This window comes from Bacillus yunxiaonensis (assembly GCF_037104695.1).
Lineage (GTDB): Bacteria > Bacillota > Bacilli > Bacillales > Bacillaceae_G > Bacillus_A > Bacillus_A yunxiaonensis.
In genome coordinates this window covers 812,011-828,628 of record NZ_JBAWSV010000001.1, presented here as the reverse complement: position 1 = coordinate 828,628, position 16,618 = coordinate 812,011, and the positions used below count along the sequence as shown (strand labels likewise).

Genomic DNA, 16,618 nt, shown 5'->3' with positions numbered 1-16,618 from the left:
GATGAATCAACATAGGCACTGTGTTGATTCATTTTTTATTTAAACTTCATTTGAAATATTTAGATTATTCTGTATAATGTAAAACAAAACTTTTTAAATTATACAGTGAGGCGGTCAAAGATATGAAGAATGTAAAAGAAATGATCAAAATTGAAGATATTCTCGTAGCGTATAATACGTTAAAAGATGTGATTCGAAATACATCTTTAGAGCGAGATCCTATTTTATCAGAAAAATATCAATGTAACGTATATTTAAAACGAGAGGACTTACAAGTTGTTCGTTCTTTTAAAATACGAGGTGCCTATAACTGTATTAGCAATTTACCGATGGAAGAGTTGAAAAAAGGCGTTGTATGCGCTAGTGCTGGTAATCATGCGCAAGGCGTAGCTTATACGTGTCATAAATTACAAATTCCAGCAAAAATTTTTATGCCAAATACAACACCAAGTCAAAAAGTATCACAAGTGCGCTTTTTTGGAGGAGATTACGTAGAGGTGATGCTGCAAGGGGATACGTTTGATAGCTCTTATGGAGAAGCAGTGAAATATTGTGACGAGCAAGGATTAACATTTATTCATCCGTTTGATGATCCCAATGTGATTGCAGGACAAGGGACGATTGGTGTAGAAATTCTACATGATGCGGATTGTACGATTGATTACATGTTTATGGGAATTGGCGGAGGAGGCTTAGCAGCTGGAGTTGGAACATACATAAAAGGGATTAGTCCTTTAACGAAAATTGTTGGGGTTGAACCAGAAGGTGCTGCCTCTATGAAAGAGGCTTTTGCACAAGGAGAGGTTGTTACGCTGCCGCATATTGATTCGTTTGTAGATGGAACAGCAGTTAAACAAGTTGGTCATCTTACATATGAGATTTGTAAACGTGTATTAGATGATATTGTTGCTGTACCAGAAGGGAAAGTATGTACGACATTGCTTGAACTTTATAATAAAAATGCGATTGTTGCAGAGCCGTCTGGTGCCCTGCCGATTGCCGCGCTTGATTTATATAAAGATGAAATTCGTGGAAAGACAGTTGTTTGTATTGTGAGCGGTGGTAATAACGATATTGGTCGGATGCAGGAAACGAAAGAGAGATCGTTAATTTATGAAGGACTAAAGCACTATTTTATTATTAATTTTCCGCAGCGTCCCCGTGCCTTGCGTGAGTTTTTAGATAACATTCTCGGGCCTAATGATGATATCACTCGTTTTGAGTATACGAAGAAGAACAATAAAGATAATGGTCCGGCTCTAGTTGGAATCGAACTACAACAAAAAGAAGATTATGAGCCTCTTATTAGACGAATGGAGGAACAGGAAGTACGTTATATGGAAATCAATCACAATCCAACATTATTCAATTTATTGATTTAAAAGGGGTATTGAAAATGAATTTAGAAAAAAAGAAGTCAGCTGAAGAAGAAATAGGAGAATTGAAAGAACTTGTGAAAGAATTGCATGGCTCCATCCATCAACTGCAAGCAGAAGTGCAGCAACTGCGGCATGAAAGACCAGTTGTACAAATGAAAAAGGGGATTGAATGGACACCAACAATGATTGGTCAAGTTGGAGGTATAATTATAGGGGCTCTTGCAGTTATAGGTATCTTTTGGTGAAAAAGAAAGGTTTGCAGCTTATGCTGCAAACCTTTCTACATTAAATAGCGTAAATAAATATATGCGTGTGATAAAAGCAGTGCAACAATGGTTAATGGCAACCCAATTTTTAAGAATTCCATGTAAGAGAAGCCGTATCCTTCACGCTTTGCAATTCCTGCTACAACGACATTGGCAGAGGCACCGATTAGCGTACCGTTTCCTCCTAAGCAAGCTCCAAGAGATAATGCCCACCATAGTACCTCGATTTGCGGAGAATCCGCTGAAAGTCCAAGTCCGCTTGCTAAGTTTTGAATAAGCGGAATCATTGTTGCTACAAACGGAATGTTATCAATTGTGGCAGAAGCAGCACCAGATACCCATAAAATTAAGATGGATGCATAGCCAATATCTCCGTTTGTTACATCCAATACTTTCTTTGCAAGTGAGGAAATAAGTCCAATATCAACAAGTGCACCGACTAGAACGAATAAACCTGCAAAGAAGAAAATTGTTACCCATTCAATATGAGCAAATACATTTTCTATCTCGTGTTCTTTTACACCGATTAGCATTAAAAGGACAGCACCAGTCATCGCAATTACAGCAGCATCAACATGAATAATAGAATGAAGAATAAATCCAAGTATTGTTAATCCTAAAATTGATAAGGACTTAATGAGTAAGCTGCGATCACGAATGTAGTCTTTTTCATTTAAAGACATCAGTTTCTGAATTTGTTCGTCTGTTGTTTTTAATTTGTTGCGATACATAACATATAAAATAAGTAATGTAACGACAGCAATAATAGCAACAATCGGTGCTAAATTCAGTAAAAATGCATTAAAATCAAGATGCTTATTTGCAGATCCAATCATAATGTTTGGAGGATCTCCAATAAGTGTCGCTGTTCCGCCGATGTTAGAGAATAATACTTCTGAAATTAAATATGGAACAGGAGCTACCTTTAAAATACGTGTAATCGATAATGTAACTGGTACGACTAATAAAACGGTTGTTACATTATCTAAAAAGGCAGAACCAACTGCGGTTAAAAGGGATAGGAGCAGTAAAATTCGAATTGGTTTTCCGCCGGCTGCTTTTGCAGCTTTAATGGCCACATATTCAAAGACACCAGATTGACTTGTAATATGTACGAGAATCATCATCCCAATTAATAGAGTAATGGTTTCCCATTGAATATGTGTAGTAAAGGCAGTATGTAAATCTACAATTCCCATAATAACCATAATTGCAGCCCCAAGCAAAGCAATGACAGCACGGTTAATTTTTTCTGAGATAATAAAGCCGTATGTTACTAAAAATACAGCAATGGCAAAGTAATATTGCCAGTTTGCAACTTCATGTGCTGCATGTTCCAATGTGTTCACCTTCTTTATTAAGTATCTATACATGTTGGTGTATAAAATTGTCGAAATATATCCCTCTGCATAAATTTTATTGTAGCAAATTTGCATACAGAAAGAAATGGAAATACAGTATAGATCAAATATATATAATTTCACATACTGTATTAAATATAAAAAATAAAAAGCAAAAAAATAGGCAAAGTAATCATTGTCCTCTATTATAAGAGATAGCAATTTACATTGTTTTTTCGTAAACTGATTAAAAGAGGTGAAATCCGATGGAAATAATTACAGATACTTCTGTCGTGCAAAACGAAATTGAACGTTTCCTAAATAACGATGTATATCTTCATTTAGAAACGACGAACGGCGCATATGCTTCACATATAAATGAAAAAGCGATGACAGTTGGGGCATTTGTGCGTAATGCAGTAATTCGTTTTGAGCGCGGTAAAATCACGGGAACGAATCCATACCGTATTGGTTTGAAAATGGAGCATGGCTGGGTATATGCAGAAGGTGTGACGCATTGGGAAAAAGATGAAAAAAATCGTCTTTTATTAGCAGGTCATGATGAAAAAGGGCGTCTAGCAGTTGCGCTGCAATTAAGTTTAACGCCATTTGCATAAGGAGTGGAGATTATGGAAAGACACGTACTTGTAGTATTTCCGCATCCAGATGATGAATCATTTGCAGCGGGAGGAACAATTCGTCAATATCGAAATAATGGAGTACCTGTTACGTATGCTTGCGGAACACTTGGACAAATGGGACGTAATATGGGGAAAAATGTATTTGCAAATCGTGAAACGATTCCAAGCATTCGAAAGCAGGAATTAGAAGAAGCTTGCCAGGCAATGGGCATCGAAGACTTACGTTTACTTGGCTTCCATGATAAAACATTAGAATTTGAAGATGTTGACTTTGTAGCGGATAAAATTGAAGAAGTGATTCGTGATGTGAATCCTTCCTTAATCATTACATTCTACCCAGAGCACGGTGTACATCCAGATCATAATGCATTTGGACGCGCGGCTGTTCGTGCGGTAGAACGTATGCCAAAAGAAGAACGTCCAGTTATTCATGCAGTGGCGATTACGAAAAATCGAGAAGAAGTATTAGGTAAGCCAGATGTAATTAACGATATAAGCGACGTATTAGAGCAAAAATTAGCGGCGCTTCGTGCACATCGTTCACAAACAGAAGCGATGTTAGAAGAAATGGAAGCAAAGCTAAAAAAACAAGACCCAGCGACACTAAAATGGTTACAAGGTGAACAATTTTGGACGTATAAATGGGAATCATAAGCTAGAAGAAGTAAGTTTTTCAGCTTATGATAAAAAACGAGATGCCGTGATTATGGCATCTCGTTTTTTTATCCTGCTATTCGCGGGCAGTAAGATTCCCATCCCAAGATTCAGAGAGAAGCGTTGTCCAGTTCCAGTGGCTAGAATGTTCGGTGGCTTCGCTTCTTCCTACGAGGTAAAAAACACCTCTACGTCAGAAGCTCCATCCCCCTCACATTCTAGACGAGCCACTTCCGCATTTCTTTGTTTTCCAGCTCTAGCGGCTAGAATTTCCGGTTGTTTCGCCCCCCTCGGACGAGGCAAAAAGCGCCTCTCTGCATTGGGCGCGAGCGTCCTGCGATTCTGGGCGAGCCGCTTCCGCTTTTCTACAGAAGATAGATGAGGATAACTGCTGGCATGCGCCCGATTGGTGAGAACTTTCCATCAGTGGGGGATGAAGAAAAACCCCACTGATGGAAGTTTCAAGTGATTAGATAGGCACATCTATCTAATCACTTTCATACAATACAAGCGAATTGTAGAAAGAGGAGGTAATAATTATGGATGATTATTCATACGAAGATGTGCATGGAGATTTTCGAAATGGTTATGAGTTGAGCGGAGAAGTGGTTTCTAGTGTTGATCCGTATGTTGTGCAAACGTTACAAATGATTGTTGGAAAAAATGTTGTTGTGGATACAATGCGTGGTAGCGTGCATGGCATATTAAAAGCTGTTAAACCAGATCATATTGTAATTGAAGAAAAGGATACGCCTTTCTTTATTCGCATGCAGCAAATTGTTTGGGTAATGCCGGAATGATAATACACATGAAACAACCTTTATCTTTCATACATCAGTAATGATGGCAACGATGAAGATAAGGGGGCTTCACACTGATGATTAAACGAATTGACAAGTTGATTATCCCACTCCCCGACCCGAAGTATGCTGATGCAAACGCAGCGGCTGCGATACAAGAATTGTTAGGCGGTCGTTTTGGTGAGATGTCGACATTAAATAATTATATGTTTCAATCGTTTAACTTTCGCGGAAAGAAAAAGTTAAAACCATTTTATGATTTAATTGCGAATATAACAGCGGAAGAATTTGCACATGTTGAATTGCTTTCAAATGCAATTAATCTTTGCTTAACTGGAACAACGCATACGGGAGACCCTGATATTGGACCGATGAAAGCTGCGAAAGATAAACATAATATGCAGCACTTCATTTCAACCGCACAAACTAGCCTTGTCGGTGATTCAATGGGAAAAGCATGGACCGGAGATTATGTATTTAATAGCGGAAATTTAATATTAGACCTATTGCATAACTTTTTCTTAGAATGCGGAGCACGTACAAACAAAATGCGTGTTTATGAAATGACAGATCATCCAACAGCAAAAGAAGCAATTGGATATTTACTTGTCCGCGGCGGCGTTCATGTTTTGGCATACGCTAAAGCGTTAGAAGTGGCAACAGGTGTTGATATGACAAAAATGTTACCAATTCCAAACTTGTCTAATAAAGTATTCGATGTGGCAAAACGCTTTGAGGATCAAGGTGCCCACTTAAAACTGTACCGTTTTAGTGATAATGATTACACGGACTTAAATAAAATCTGGAAAGGAAAGCACCCAGGAGATGGGCAGCCGCTTCAAGTTGTCGATGGTCCCCCTCAAGGTGCGCCAATGCCAGACTTAGATGAATTACCAGAAGAATTTGCTCCAGGGATATCGCAGGAAGATTTCTTTGAAATTGCGAGAAGGTTACAGAGGTCAGCTGGGTTATAGGGGGGGAGGATTTGGAAAGGGATAAAAATACTCGTTACTAGTAGAGGGGAAATTAATATGCTTTATTTTGAATGAAAAAGCTGATGCGAATTGGTTTTTTCATTTTTTTGTATTTGTTGATTTTTACCGAATTAAAAATATCTATGAAAGTCATTTGAGAAGTGAAAATTATGAGTGTATCGGAAGACGGTGTATACCGGAAATTGAGATTCATCACATTTTAAGATTAAACATGTAACAAACTATAGACATACATGCTCATGCTGCATCATATAAATTTGATAGCGTCTATACAAATCATAGAAGTTATTTCAAAGTAAGTTTATATAACGAGAGGGGACAATAAATGAATAAAACGCTTTCTACAAAACTAGTTGTTGCAATTGGAATCGGTTCAGCAATATACGGTGTATTAGGATTATGGGGATTTTCCATTGCGCCGAATACTTTTATTAAACCAGCGCTTGCTTTATTAACGATTTTCGGTGCTATTTTTGGACCAATTGCAGCTTTATTAATTGGACTAATTGGTCATACAATCACAGATGCCATTGCTGGCTGGGGCATTTGGTGGGGCTGGGTGTTAAGCTCAGGAATTATAGGTTTATTTATGGGATTTGTCCAAAAGCGCGCTACATTTAGTGTGAAAAATGGGACGTACAGTAAAGGAGATATTATCTACCTTTCTAGTACAGGTGTAATTGGTATTCTTTTAGGGATCATATTTGCGGGTGCATTTGACATTTTTATTATGGGTGAACCGTTCGATAAAATTGCTATTCAAGTAGGCGGTGCGATTATCGCAGATGTTCTCGTATTTTTCATCCTCGGCTTACCAATTGTGTTAGGACTTGTGAAAGCGAATAAAAAGAATACACAATTAAAGATTGAGAAGTAGGGATATACATATGAAACCGATTATTTCTTTTGAAGAATTCACATTTCAATATAAAAGCGTAGCTGAACCAACGATACAGGACATTACGTTTCAGATTTATCCTGGCGAAAAAGTGTTAATCGCTGGTCGAAGCGGATCAGGAAAATCTACATTAGCTCATTGTATGAATGGGCTCATTCCTTTTTCTTATGAAGGGACAAGTACAGGAGAGCTTTCAGTGTGTGGTATAGACCCTAGGCATACGAGTATATTCGAGTTAAGTCAACGTGTTGGAACGATTCTGCAAGACCAAGATTCCCAATTTATCGGATTAACAGTTGAAGAAGACGTTGCGTTTGCAATGGAAAATGATTGTACGGAGCAAGAGGAAATAAAACAAATTGTGAAACGTTCACTTAAAGAAGTAGACATGATCAAGTTCCATTCACATAGCCCTCACGATTTATCAGGGGGACAAAAACAATCCGTTTCTCTAGCAGGCATACTAGCTACAAATGCTGAGATCTTGCTATTCGATGAACCTTTAGCGAATTTAGATTCTGTAAGCAGTCAAAAAGCAATCCAACTTATGAAGAAGATTCATAGACAAACGAATAAAACGATCATTATTATTGAGCATCGCATTGAAGAAATGCTCGATCTCGATTTAGATAAAATTATTCTTTTGGAAAATGGCCGTATCATCGCAATCGAAGCACCGAGTAATCTATTACATACAAATGTTTTACAAAAAGCGGGGCTGAGGGAGCCTGTATATATAGAAGCATTAAAAACATTGAAATATCCATTCTCGAATGAAGAGATTTATCCAATAGAAAATATTAATTCTCATACATTACATGAAACGTTATCAAAATGGATGTTACAAAACTCAATACATACAGCAATATCTAAAAAAGAATGTATATGTAAAATAGAAAATGTAACGTTTACATATCCAAATAGAAATTTTTCATTGAAGGATGTATCTATGTCTATATACAAAGGAGAAGTACTCGCTCTTTTAGGAAATAACGGTGCTGGAAAATCAACATTTGCTCATATCATGACGGGAATGAAAAAAAACCATCAAGGTAAGATTTTTATAGAAGGAACTAATATTACAACATGGTCAATCCGAAAGCGGGGAGAGGTCATCGCTTATGTGATGCAAAATCCTAATCACATGATTACACAAGCAACTGTTTGGGAAGAAGCTGCATTTGCCGTAAAACTGAAGAATGCTTCAGAAGAAATGCAGAAAAAAGTAAAAAATGCATTACAAATTTGTGGTTTATATCCATTTCGAAATTGGCCGGTACAAGCATTAAGTTATGGACAAAAAAAGCGTTTAACGATAGCCTCGATTCTTGTTGCAAATCCCAAACTTATTATTTTAGACGAACCAACTGCAGGACAAGATTATTTTCATTACAAAGAGTTTATGATGTTTATACGAAAGTTAGCAAAACGTGGAATGGCTTTTTTATTCATTACACATGACATGAATTTAGCGCTAGAATACGCAAATCGAGCGATTGTACTGCATAACGGAGAAATCATTGCTGATGATGCAGTAACTACCGTGTTGGCAAACGAGCGTATTTTAAAGCAGGCAAACCTCCGTGAGAGCTCACTTACTAGCTTAGCGAAACATGGGAATATGCCAATTCCGCAGCTATTTGTTCAATCTTATATGGAAGCGAGGAGGAGGGATCATTCATGAGTAAGATGGGAACAATATATATAGAAGGCAAATCGTGTTTCCATCGTATGGATGGTGCTGTAAAACTAATTTTATTTATTATATGGATGATTCTCACATTCTTATTTTTTGATTTTCGTATTTTATTATGCTTATTTCTAATCGGCTGCATATTGCTAGGCATCGCAAAAATTCCAATGCGCAGCATATTGATTATTTTTAGTGTTATTTTCACATTTAGTATTCTGAATTCCGTCATGATTTTACTCATTACTCCAACACATGGATCGGAGCTAACCGGTACATATACTTCATTTCTCCATATTGGCTATGCGACTATTACACTGGAAACTCTTTTTTATGCAATAACACTATCATTAAAATATTTTACCTTATTGCCGTTTACACTTATTTTTATTTACACAACACATCCGAGTCAATTTGCAAGCAGCTTAAACAAAATTGGACTGCCTTATAAAATTGCCTATGCGATTAATATTGCACTGCGCTACATTCCGAATATACAAACGGAATACGAACTCATTAAACATGCACAGGAAGCAAGGGGAATTCCATTTCATAAAGGAGAAGCATCCCTTTTTCAACGCATTAATAATCGAATGACGATTTTTTGGCCGCTTGTAATACATTCATTGGATCGAATTGATACTGTTTCGAATGCTATGGATTTACGCGGTTTTGGAAAAAAGGAGAAGCGAACTTGGTACTATAGGACGGAAATGCAGCCTCTTGATTATATGGCACTTCTTATTGGGATATGCATTTTGATTATTGCTATCTATTTGAAACTCACAATTTTTAATTCGTTTTGGTATCCTTTATGAACATTAAATGAATATTTGATGGCTTGCTCTTTTTAAGTTTCCTTTTTTAAAGAATTAATCGAGTCTATTAATGCATTCTTTACTTTGCTTTTAGTATAATTGATATAGCTATCAGTAGGGGGAATTTCAAAAGGGGGAGTTGTTTTTGAAAAGAGTTAACGTTGTTTCTGCCTTCATTCAGGATGACAATGATAATATGTTAATAGTTAAAAACATAAAGGGTGATTCTTTTTATTGGAGTCTTCCAGGCGGGGCAGTTGAAGGGGAAGAGACTTTAGAACAGGCTGTAATCCGTGAAGTAAAAGAGGAAACAGGATTTAATATTGTTGTTACTGGATTGAGTTCCGTTAGAGAAGTGTTCTTCGAAGAACGAGGTCATCATGCTTTAATTATTACTTTTCATGCAAAAATCATTGATGGAGAAATAAACATCAATGACCCTGATAATGATATTGTTGAAGTAAGATGGGCAAATAGTGAAACAGTAAAGGAATTAATGCCATCTTTATATGAGAGACTAAAAATACATTCTGATTCTAATAAAACATTAGCTTTTTATGCATTTGAAGGTACCCAATAAAATCGAGAAAAAGTTAGCATACATAGGGACTTTGTTATAAACATAAGAGAATCGTTACTTTGATTGGTTTGGCTGTGATGACTTGATTATATCAGAAAAATACGATTTATATACAAAGAAAGAGGCTGACAAAAAGTTTCACTTTTGGAACAGCCTCTTTCACTATATAAAAGGGAGTGGAACCTATTTTACACCAACTGCATCATAAGACTGCTTCACCGCCGTCACTTCTGCAGAGTTTGCGCCATATAAATCAGCTGCTGCTTGTATTAAGGCAGCGCGTGCTTGACTAAAAGTTGCAGATTGAGTTAAGTATAGTGTATTTGCACGATAGTAAATTGCGCCTACTTTATCTTTACCAATACCATTCACCGTTACACCATAGTGTGTACCGCCATTTGCTAATAAGTAAGCAGCTTTATTGATAATACTACTATTTGTATGAACGCCGCCATTATCACTTGTTCCTGTATAACGTTTAGAATAATGATCTGGGTCACCGTATTTTGTTGGATCGCTCATAGAACGAAGCGCATCTCCAGCTTTACCAGGCGTATAAATATCCTCTCCAACTTCCCAATCTGGGTTACGGTTATCATAGTATTCTATTAATGTTCCAAAAATATCAGAGATTGCTTCATTTAACGCACCAGACTCATTTTGATAAATAAGGTTTGAACTATATTCTGTAACGGCATGTGTTAACTCATGACCGACAACATCGATTCCTCCAGAAAATGCAATAAATGTAGTTCCATCTCCATCACCATACACCATTTGTGATCCATTCCAGAAGGCATTGTTATAATTTTTTCCATAGTGAACCGTAGATTTTAATGGTGCACCAGCATCGTTATAAGAATTGCGGTTAAACGTTTTTTTATAATAATCATATGTTACACCAGCATAGTAGTGCGCATCTACTGCCGCTGCATCACGAGTAGCATTAAAGAGGTTATCTGTATCTGCCCATAACGTTCCTGGAAGAGCCGTACGATTTTTTCCATCGTATGTGTAAATCGCCGCACCGCGTGTATTATCTTGTAAATAATAGCTAGATCCAGATAATGTTGTATTAATAGACTTTGTATCACCTAATACCCCTTTACCTGTGCCGATTTTATTTGTTCCCGTTACAGGCTTAGCGGTAGCCCCAGCTGCAGGTTCAACTGGTGCCTTACTTTCATTTGCTGTAGTATGGATTGTATTATATTTATTTAAAACTTTACCGCTATCAGCTTCAATGAAATAATAATAGTTTCCTGGCTCTGGATCTAAGAAATTTAATTTCACAACATATGCATATGTTGTTTCCGCACCATTTTGATATACATGTAAGTTCGCAGATGGCTCTACTTCATACTTTGGAGTGAATCCTAGGTCTTGTTGTGCGATTGCAATCGCTTTTTTTTCTTCAATTTTATTTTTGTTTTTCAACTTCTCTTTCTTATCTAAATCAGGCATAACTGTGCCTGATACAACCTTTAATACACCATCTTTTCCAACGTGAGCTACTTGAGTAGATCCCCATACTGGTACACCTTCATACATTTGCTGTAAACGGACAACTGTTGCTTCTCCAACAGGATCTTTTATAACCTTTTGTACTTTAAAAGATTCTTCTGCACTTTTCTCGCCTAGTTTATAATCTTTTTTAGAAGCATTTAAATAATCAAATACAACAGATTCTGCCTTCTTTCCTGATGCACTTGTTAGATTACCTGATACAAACTCTGGGGATTGTACTGTCTCGTTGTATTTCTTTGTGGAAAGTACGTTCTTTGAATCCGCAAATGCAGAGCTTGTCCCTCCAAACGTTGTCACTGCCATTCCAGCTGCTAACACAAACGCTAGACCTTTTTTCTTCATTATTTTTTTCCCCCTAACCAAAATTTTGAAAAAAGAGAACAAATTAATAGTAGCATTAAGCTTTTGGTAATAAAATACTGAAAATTTAAATAATTTATTTCTCAAGTTTTCTAGAATTTTGATGAACAATAAAAAAAAGAAAAGCTGACTCGAAAAGTCGTTTTTCAACAACATTTGATTCAGCTTCTTTACTGTTTATGTATCTATTAAGATGGGCTGGTTATCTGAAACTCTTACAACAGTACATTTATTCAAAGTTTCAAAAGTTTTTAACCTATCTTCAATTGTCTTTCCAGTAGAATCAGGAAATAAATCTTCTCTATCGTAATGAGGAAAAATATATGTATCTGTTAATCCTAATGCAGTCAAATCTTGTATATTTACTGTATTCATTTGAGGTGTGAAATAATTTACAACATCAATGCTTGGACCAAGAATAATTGCTCCAGCACTTACTCCAACTATGATAATATTTTTGTTTGCTAAATCTTTTAATACTAAGTCAGAACCACTCTTTTTCATATGGTATAACAAATAAAACGGATTTCCTCCGTTAATATAAATGACATCGTATTGTCTAAGAGTTTCTGGTTCATCATATTCGATATCAGTAAAATCAATTGTATGGAATCCCATTTGTATAAAGTCTTCTTTTGCTTTTTTGGCATATTGATTATTTTCTTTGAGCGGAGAGGCAGTGGTTATGATTGAAACTTTTAAATCGCTAGGTTCTTCATCAGTTAATTGTAAAAATTGCTTTTTAATTTGTTCTGTAAAGAAACCATTTGAAGTTAATAATAATTTACTCATTGTAAATCCTCTCATCTTTCCAAGCTATTTTTTACCTCATAATGTTTTTGAAACCGAAAGTGATGGGAAACCTGCACGACTCCACAACCATAAGGGTGTATGAACGTCGATGGGAGCGAGCCCACTGCCAGTTAGTGCTTTTTCCCATGCTTTTGCTACAGTTTGACGATCTTCATTTGTCCCGTTTAAAACTTCTGAAGAACATAATCCTAATTTTACGCTAGCTTTTAAGATGTGTGTATCTGGAGCTACTGTGATAAGTTCACGAGACTTCCATTCTATTGCTGCATAAGTCTCCAGGACATATAGCCAGTAATTGAAGATTTTTGGACCAGAGAGATAGGGGAATTCTGATTTTCGTGTTTTTTGTATGATGTTTTTTAAGGGAAAAATATCGAATTGAACAGATTCAATTAATCCTAAGACATCACCTTTAGGAGACGACTGAACGATTCCTCTAGAGACGCGTTTCCAAATTTCTGGGTGGCGATTAGGTTGTAAAGCAACTCGGTAATGAAGTAACACATGACGTAAATCTTCTAAGTCTTTATTGGATACAGCGTGCGGATTAAAAATCCATCGAGAATTATCATCAAGATAAGCCTGTGCAATTGATTGCCATAACGTATATGAATTCCTTTGATAATTTAACGACATTCCCAAAGTTAACACGTTTGGTAATTCGTCTTCTGGAACAATGCCAATGAGGGCATCTTCAGGCATTACTTCACCTCCAAGAAGTCCTTCGGCATGCATTTGTATGAGTAAATTCACATTTTGTAAAAAAGATTTATGTATCATTATTTTCCTCCGTCCAAGGGGGTAAAACTAGTTTTCTCTTTGTTTTTCGGGTTAATTGAACATTAGAATACTATATAGTGTGTTAAATGGGAATATTCGACAGTACTTATAATGTTCCTTCATTGAATAGAAAAATCTTGTCGAATTTGACAAGAGAATGGAAGGAATGAGTAAGGATTAAGTAGGAATCTTTGGATGCTGTGTAGAATATTCCAAAATGATCTTACCCTTTTAGTTGAAGGAGATGTTGAAATGGAAGTGAATATTCGTCCCGTTCACATACAGGATGCTAGTGCAATTCATCGGATTTGTATACAAGATGAGGTTTTACCATATATGGTTTTTATGCCAAGTATGCGGGTAGATGCTATGGAAAATAGAATTCGTAACTTAGGGCCTAATCAATTTGAATTTGTTGCGGAGCTCGATGGTAATGTCGTTGGATTTGTAGGTTTAACACAAGGACAAGGCCGAAGATCACATTCGGGAGATATATTTATCGGTGTGGATAGTGAATATCATAAAAAAGGAATTGGGAAAGCATTACTTACAAAAATTCTCGATCTTACAGACAATTGGCTAATGCTTGAAAGAGTGGAACTGGGCGTTCTTGCAACAAATCCTGGCGCACAAGCGCTGTATGAAAAGTTTGGGTTTATGGAAGAGGGAATAAAGAAGGGGAATTTAAAAGCAAACGGTAAATTTATTGATGAAATTATGATGAGTCGTCTTCGTCCAAATGGTCTACTCATACAAGCTTGATTATTGTAATAAAAAATAATTTCAATGGTTTCAAATCATTTTCATGAACATATGATATGAATTGTTAACGAATGGTAAAAGATTTTCTAATGGTAATCAGAGAGATTTTTTGTGAAATTATTTCTTGATAATTATACAGAATTATTATAAAGTATTGATAATTAAATTATATTGTCTGAAAGTGTTGAAAGGAATTAGTAACAGGTGTTTTTCTTTTAGAGAGTCGGTGGTTGGTGTAAACCGATAGAAAAAGCTTGTGAATCCGTCCTTGAGCGAAATGTGGAACGCTTCAAATGTGAAGTTAGTAATCGTTTCCGGCTAAAAGTCGTTAATGTTTTAAGTGGAAAGTGTATATTTTCTATGCTTTCAACTAGGGTGGCAACGCGGGTTAACTCTCGTCCCTTTTATAGGGACGGGAGTTTTTTGTATTTTATGTAGTAAAAATCTCTTTTGTCAAAATTCAGCAGGACGAAGAGCGATGGCCACTGATTAAAGGAAGCTTATTTTATTAAAGGAGAGATAAAAACATGTTAGATGTAAAAGTATTACGTGCCAATTTTGAAGAAGTAAAGAAGAAATTAATTACTCGCGGCGGAGAGTTTCTTGAATTAGATAAGTTTGAGAAATTAGATCAAAAGCGTCGTGAACTGTTAGTAGAAGTGGAAGAGTTAAAAAGTAAACGTAATGAAGTGTCTGAGCTTATTTCTAAGTTAAAGCGTGAAAAACAAGATGCAAATGAACTTATTATTGAAATGCGTGAAGTAGGCGATAAGATTAAAACATTAGATGATGAGTTACGTAATGTCGAAGAAGCATTGAATTCTATATTATTGGCATTACCAAATATTCCGAATGGATCAGTACCAGTGGGAGCATCAGAGGATGATAATGTTGAAATGCGTAAGTGGGGAGAAATAAAAGAATTTTTATTTGAAGCAAAACCACATTGGGAAGTTGCTGATAAATTAGGACTACTAGATTTTGAGCGAGCAGCAAAAGTAACAGGTAGTCGCTTTGTATATTACAACGGATTAGGTGCTCGCTTAGAACGAGCGGTAGCTAACTTTATGTTAGATTTACATGTTGAAGAACATGGATATACGGAAGTGATTCCTCCGTTTATTGTAAATAGCGATAGTTTATTAGGTACAGGACAATTTCCGAAGTTTAAGGAAGATGTATTCACATTAGAAGACACAGATTACTCTTTAATTCCAACAGCGGAAGTACCATTAGCGAACTACTATCGTGATGAAATTTTAAACGGTGAAGAATTACCAATTAACTTTACTGCTCATACTCCATGTTTCCGTTCTGAGGCTGGTAGTGCAGGACGTGATACGAGAGGATTGATCCGCCAACATCAATTCAGCAAAGTTGAAATGGTCAAATATACAAAGCCAGAAGAATCATACGATGAGTTAGAAAAATTAACAGCAAATGCGGAAAAAGTATTACAATTGCTGCAATTACCTTATCGAGTAATTACATTATGTACAGCTGATATGGCATTCCCAGCTGCAAAAACATATGACATTGAAGTATGGTTACCAAGCTACGGGACATATCGTGAAATTTCTTCTTGCTCAAACTGTGAAGATTTCCAAGCTCGTCGTGCAGGTATTCGTTTCCGCCGCACACAAGGTGCAAAACCAGAGTTTGTGCATACGTTAAATGGTTCTGGATTAGCAGTAGGGCGCACAGTAGCAGCTATTTTGGAGAATTACCAACAAGAAGATGGATCAGTTGTGATTCCGGAAGTATTACGTTCATACATGGGTGGAAAAGAAGTTATCAAATAAGAAGGAGTAAGTTTCGGATGAAAATAACAGAAACAAGCCTCAATAGGCTTGTTTCTTATTTTGAACAGGTATATCTGTTCGATCCATGATTAAATTATATGTGAGTCCCATTAATACTAATAGACCTCCAACGATTTTACCAATCGATAGTTCATGTGAATTGAAAAAATCAATGATAATTCCCATGGCTAATTGACCAATAAAAATGAGTAATGTCAAATAGAAGGAAGATATTTTAGGGATAATATAGTTTGATAATCCAATTACTACAACACCTACTAAACCACCTAAATAAGCGAGAAACGGTATGGATTGCAATGTTGTGTAGGACATGTTAAAAGATTCATTACTAAAAATTAAAAATAATAAAGAAAAAGCGAGACCAGTGATATAGTTGAAAAAAGTACCTTGGAAAATTCCGATTTTGGTTGCTAAGTTTGCGTTAATCACCCTTGCGATTACAATGGAACATCCAGCTAAAATGGCAATACATATATATAACATCATTTCTCC

At 36.3% G+C, this 16,618-nt stretch carries 17 protein-coding genes and 1 other annotated feature; of the genes, 12 read left to right on the top strand and 5 right to left on the bottom strand.

All coding sequences use genetic code 11. The features are described from left to right. Nucleotides 1-122: 122 nt before the first annotated feature. A complete protein-coding gene (gene ilvA / locus WAX78_RS04160; RefSeq protein ID WP_336481011.1) occupies nt 123-1,382 on the top strand; it encodes a threonine ammonia-lyase IlvA in 1,260 nt (419 codons plus the stop codon). A gap of 14 nt (nt 1,383-1,396) precedes the next feature. Beyond that, the gene (locus WAX78_RS04155) at nt 1,397-1,624 is read left to right on the top strand and encodes a hypothetical protein (RefSeq protein WP_336481010.1); all 228 of its coding nucleotides are present in this window, start codon (nt 1,397-1,399) and stop codon (nt 1,622-1,624) included. A 35-nt stretch (nt 1,625-1,659) separates the two neighbouring features. Here the strand turns inward: WAX78_RS04155 and WAX78_RS04150 are convergent, their stop codons facing one another. Then, on the bottom strand, nt 1,660-2,985 hold the full coding sequence (locus WAX78_RS04150) for an ArsB/NhaD family transporter (RefSeq protein ID WP_336481009.1): 1,326 nt from the start codon (nt 2,983-2,985) through the stop codon (nt 1,660-1,662). A 266-nt stretch (nt 2,986-3,251) separates the two neighbouring features. Here WAX78_RS04150 and WAX78_RS04145 point away from each other — a divergent pair, with 266 nt between their 5' ends. The 8 genes from WAX78_RS04145 (at nt 3,252) to WAX78_RS04110 (ending at nt 10,061) form a co-directional block, all read left to right on the top strand. Next, nucleotides 3,252-3,602 carry a YojF family protein gene (locus WAX78_RS04145; protein ID WP_154710509.1) on the top strand — a complete coding sequence of 117 codons (351 nt, stop codon included), beginning with the start codon at nt 3,252-3,254 and terminating at the stop codon, nt 3,600-3,602. A gap of 12 nt (nt 3,603-3,614) precedes the next feature. Then, on the top strand, nt 3,615-4,280 hold the full coding sequence (gene bshB2 / locus WAX78_RS04140) for a bacillithiol biosynthesis deacetylase BshB2 (RefSeq protein ID WP_336481008.1): 666 nt from the start codon (nt 3,615-3,617) through the stop codon (nt 4,278-4,280). Nucleotides 4,281-4,819: 539 nt separating this feature from the next. Continuing rightward, entirely contained in the window at nt 4,820-5,080 is a 261-nt protein-coding gene (locus WAX78_RS04135) for a YuzF family protein (RefSeq protein WP_336481007.1), read from the top strand. A 77-nt stretch (nt 5,081-5,157) separates the two neighbouring features. Then, the gene (locus WAX78_RS04130; protein ID WP_336481006.1) at nt 5,158-6,054 is read left to right on the top strand and encodes a manganese catalase family protein; all 897 of its coding nucleotides are present in this window, start codon (nt 5,158-5,160) and stop codon (nt 6,052-6,054) included. A gap of 346 nt (nt 6,055-6,400) precedes the next feature. Further along, entirely contained in the window at nt 6,401-6,952 is a 552-nt protein-coding gene (locus WAX78_RS04125; RefSeq protein ID WP_336481005.1) for an ECF-type riboflavin transporter substrate-binding protein, read from the top strand. 10 nt (nt 6,953-6,962) lie between these two features. After that, nucleotides 6,963-8,657, top strand: a complete 1,695-nt coding sequence (locus WAX78_RS04120; RefSeq protein WP_336481004.1) for an energy-coupling factor transporter ATPase — start codon at nt 6,963-6,965, stop codon at nt 8,655-8,657. Between the two features lie 5 nt (nt 8,658-8,662). Beyond that, nucleotides 8,663-9,481, top strand: coding sequence for an energy-coupling factor transporter transmembrane component T family protein (locus WAX78_RS04115; RefSeq protein ID WP_336481357.1), 819 nt, complete (start codon nt 8,663-8,665; stop codon nt 9,479-9,481). A 145-nt stretch (nt 9,482-9,626) separates the two neighbouring features. Then, nucleotides 9,627-10,061, top strand: a complete 435-nt coding sequence (locus tag WAX78_RS04110; RefSeq protein ID WP_336481003.1) for an NUDIX hydrolase — start codon at nt 9,627-9,629, stop codon at nt 10,059-10,061. Nucleotides 10,062-10,244: 183 nt separating this feature from the next. Here the strand turns inward: WAX78_RS04110 and WAX78_RS04105 are convergent, their stop codons facing one another. The 3 genes from WAX78_RS04105 to WAX78_RS04095 form a co-directional block, all read right to left on the bottom strand. Next, on the bottom strand, nt 10,245-11,930 hold the full coding sequence (locus WAX78_RS04105) for a M4 family metallopeptidase (protein WP_336481002.1): 1,686 nt from the start codon (nt 11,928-11,930) through the stop codon (nt 10,245-10,247). 195 nt (nt 11,931-12,125) lie between these two features. Further along, nucleotides 12,126-12,740, bottom strand: coding sequence for a Type 1 glutamine amidotransferase-like domain-containing protein (locus WAX78_RS04100; RefSeq protein ID WP_336481001.1), 615 nt, complete (start codon nt 12,738-12,740; stop codon nt 12,126-12,128). Between the two features lie 36 nt (nt 12,741-12,776). Continuing rightward, the gene (locus tag WAX78_RS04095; RefSeq protein ID WP_336481000.1) at nt 12,777-13,541 is read right to left on the bottom strand and encodes a hypothetical protein; all 765 of its coding nucleotides are present in this window, start codon (nt 13,539-13,541) and stop codon (nt 12,777-12,779) included. A gap of 252 nt (nt 13,542-13,793) precedes the next feature. Here WAX78_RS04095 and WAX78_RS04090 point away from each other — a divergent pair, with 252 nt between their 5' ends. Continuing rightward, complete coding sequence (locus WAX78_RS04090; protein WP_336480999.1) at nt 13,794-14,303, top strand: GNAT family N-acetyltransferase; 510 nt, start codon at nt 13,794-13,796, stop codon at nt 14,301-14,303. 175 nt (nt 14,304-14,478) lie between these two features. Beyond that, nucleotides 14,479-14,709 (top strand) — a binding site (T-box leader). Between the two features lie 121 nt (nt 14,710-14,830). After that, a complete protein-coding gene (gene serS / locus WAX78_RS04085) occupies nt 14,831-16,105 on the top strand; it encodes a serine--tRNA ligase (protein ID WP_336480998.1) in 1,275 nt (424 codons plus the stop codon). Nucleotides 16,106-16,144: 39 nt separating this feature from the next. On the opposite strand, the gene WAX78_RS04080 is transcribed toward serS, so the two are convergent. After that, nucleotides 16,145-16,609: a DMT family transporter gene (locus WAX78_RS04080; protein ID WP_336480997.1), complete on the bottom strand. Its 465-nt coding sequence runs from the start codon at nt 16,607-16,609 to the stop codon at nt 16,145-16,147. Nucleotides 16,610-16,618: the final 9 nt, after the last annotated feature.

Coding starts and splice junctions, on each gene's coding strand:
- ilvA (WP_336481011.1), top strand. CDS start 123: ATGAAGAATGTAAAAGAAATGATCAAAATTGAAGATATTCTCGTAGCG.
- WAX78_RS04155 (WP_336481010.1), top strand. CDS start 1,397: ATGAATTTAGAAAAAAAGAAGTCAGCTGAAGAAGAAATAGGAGAATTG.
- WAX78_RS04145 (WP_154710509.1), top strand. CDS start 3,252: ATGGAAATAATTACAGATACTTCTGTCGTGCAAAACGAAATTGAACGT.
- bshB2 (WP_336481008.1), top strand. CDS start 3,615: ATGGAAAGACACGTACTTGTAGTATTTCCGCATCCAGATGATGAATCA.
- WAX78_RS04135 (WP_336481007.1), top strand. CDS start 4,820: ATGGATGATTATTCATACGAAGATGTGCATGGAGATTTTCGAAATGGT.
- WAX78_RS04130 (WP_336481006.1), top strand. CDS start 5,158: ATGATTAAACGAATTGACAAGTTGATTATCCCACTCCCCGACCCGAAG.
- WAX78_RS04125 (WP_336481005.1), top strand. CDS start 6,401: ATGAATAAAACGCTTTCTACAAAACTAGTTGTTGCAATTGGAATCGGT.
- WAX78_RS04120 (WP_336481004.1), top strand. CDS start 6,963: ATGAAACCGATTATTTCTTTTGAAGAATTCACATTTCAATATAAAAGC.
- WAX78_RS04115 (WP_336481357.1), top strand. CDS start 8,663: ATGGGAACAATATATATAGAAGGCAAATCGTGTTTCCATCGTATGGAT.
- WAX78_RS04105 (WP_336481002.1), bottom strand. CDS start 11,930: ATGAAGAAAAAAGGTCTAGCGTTTGTGTTAGCAGCTGGAATGGCAGTG.
- WAX78_RS04100 (WP_336481001.1), bottom strand. CDS start 12,740: ATGAGTAAATTATTATTAACTTCAAATGGTTTCTTTACAGAACAAATT.
- WAX78_RS04095 (WP_336481000.1), bottom strand. CDS start 13,541: ATGATACATAAATCTTTTTTACAAAATGTGAATTTACTCATACAAATG.
- WAX78_RS04090 (WP_336480999.1), top strand. CDS start 13,794: ATGGAAGTGAATATTCGTCCCGTTCACATACAGGATGCTAGTGCAATT.
- serS (WP_336480998.1), top strand. CDS start 14,831: ATGTTAGATGTAAAAGTATTACGTGCCAATTTTGAAGAAGTAAAGAAG.
- WAX78_RS04080 (WP_336480997.1), bottom strand. CDS start 16,609: ATGTTATATATATGTATTGCCATTTTAGCTGGATGTTCCATTGTAATC.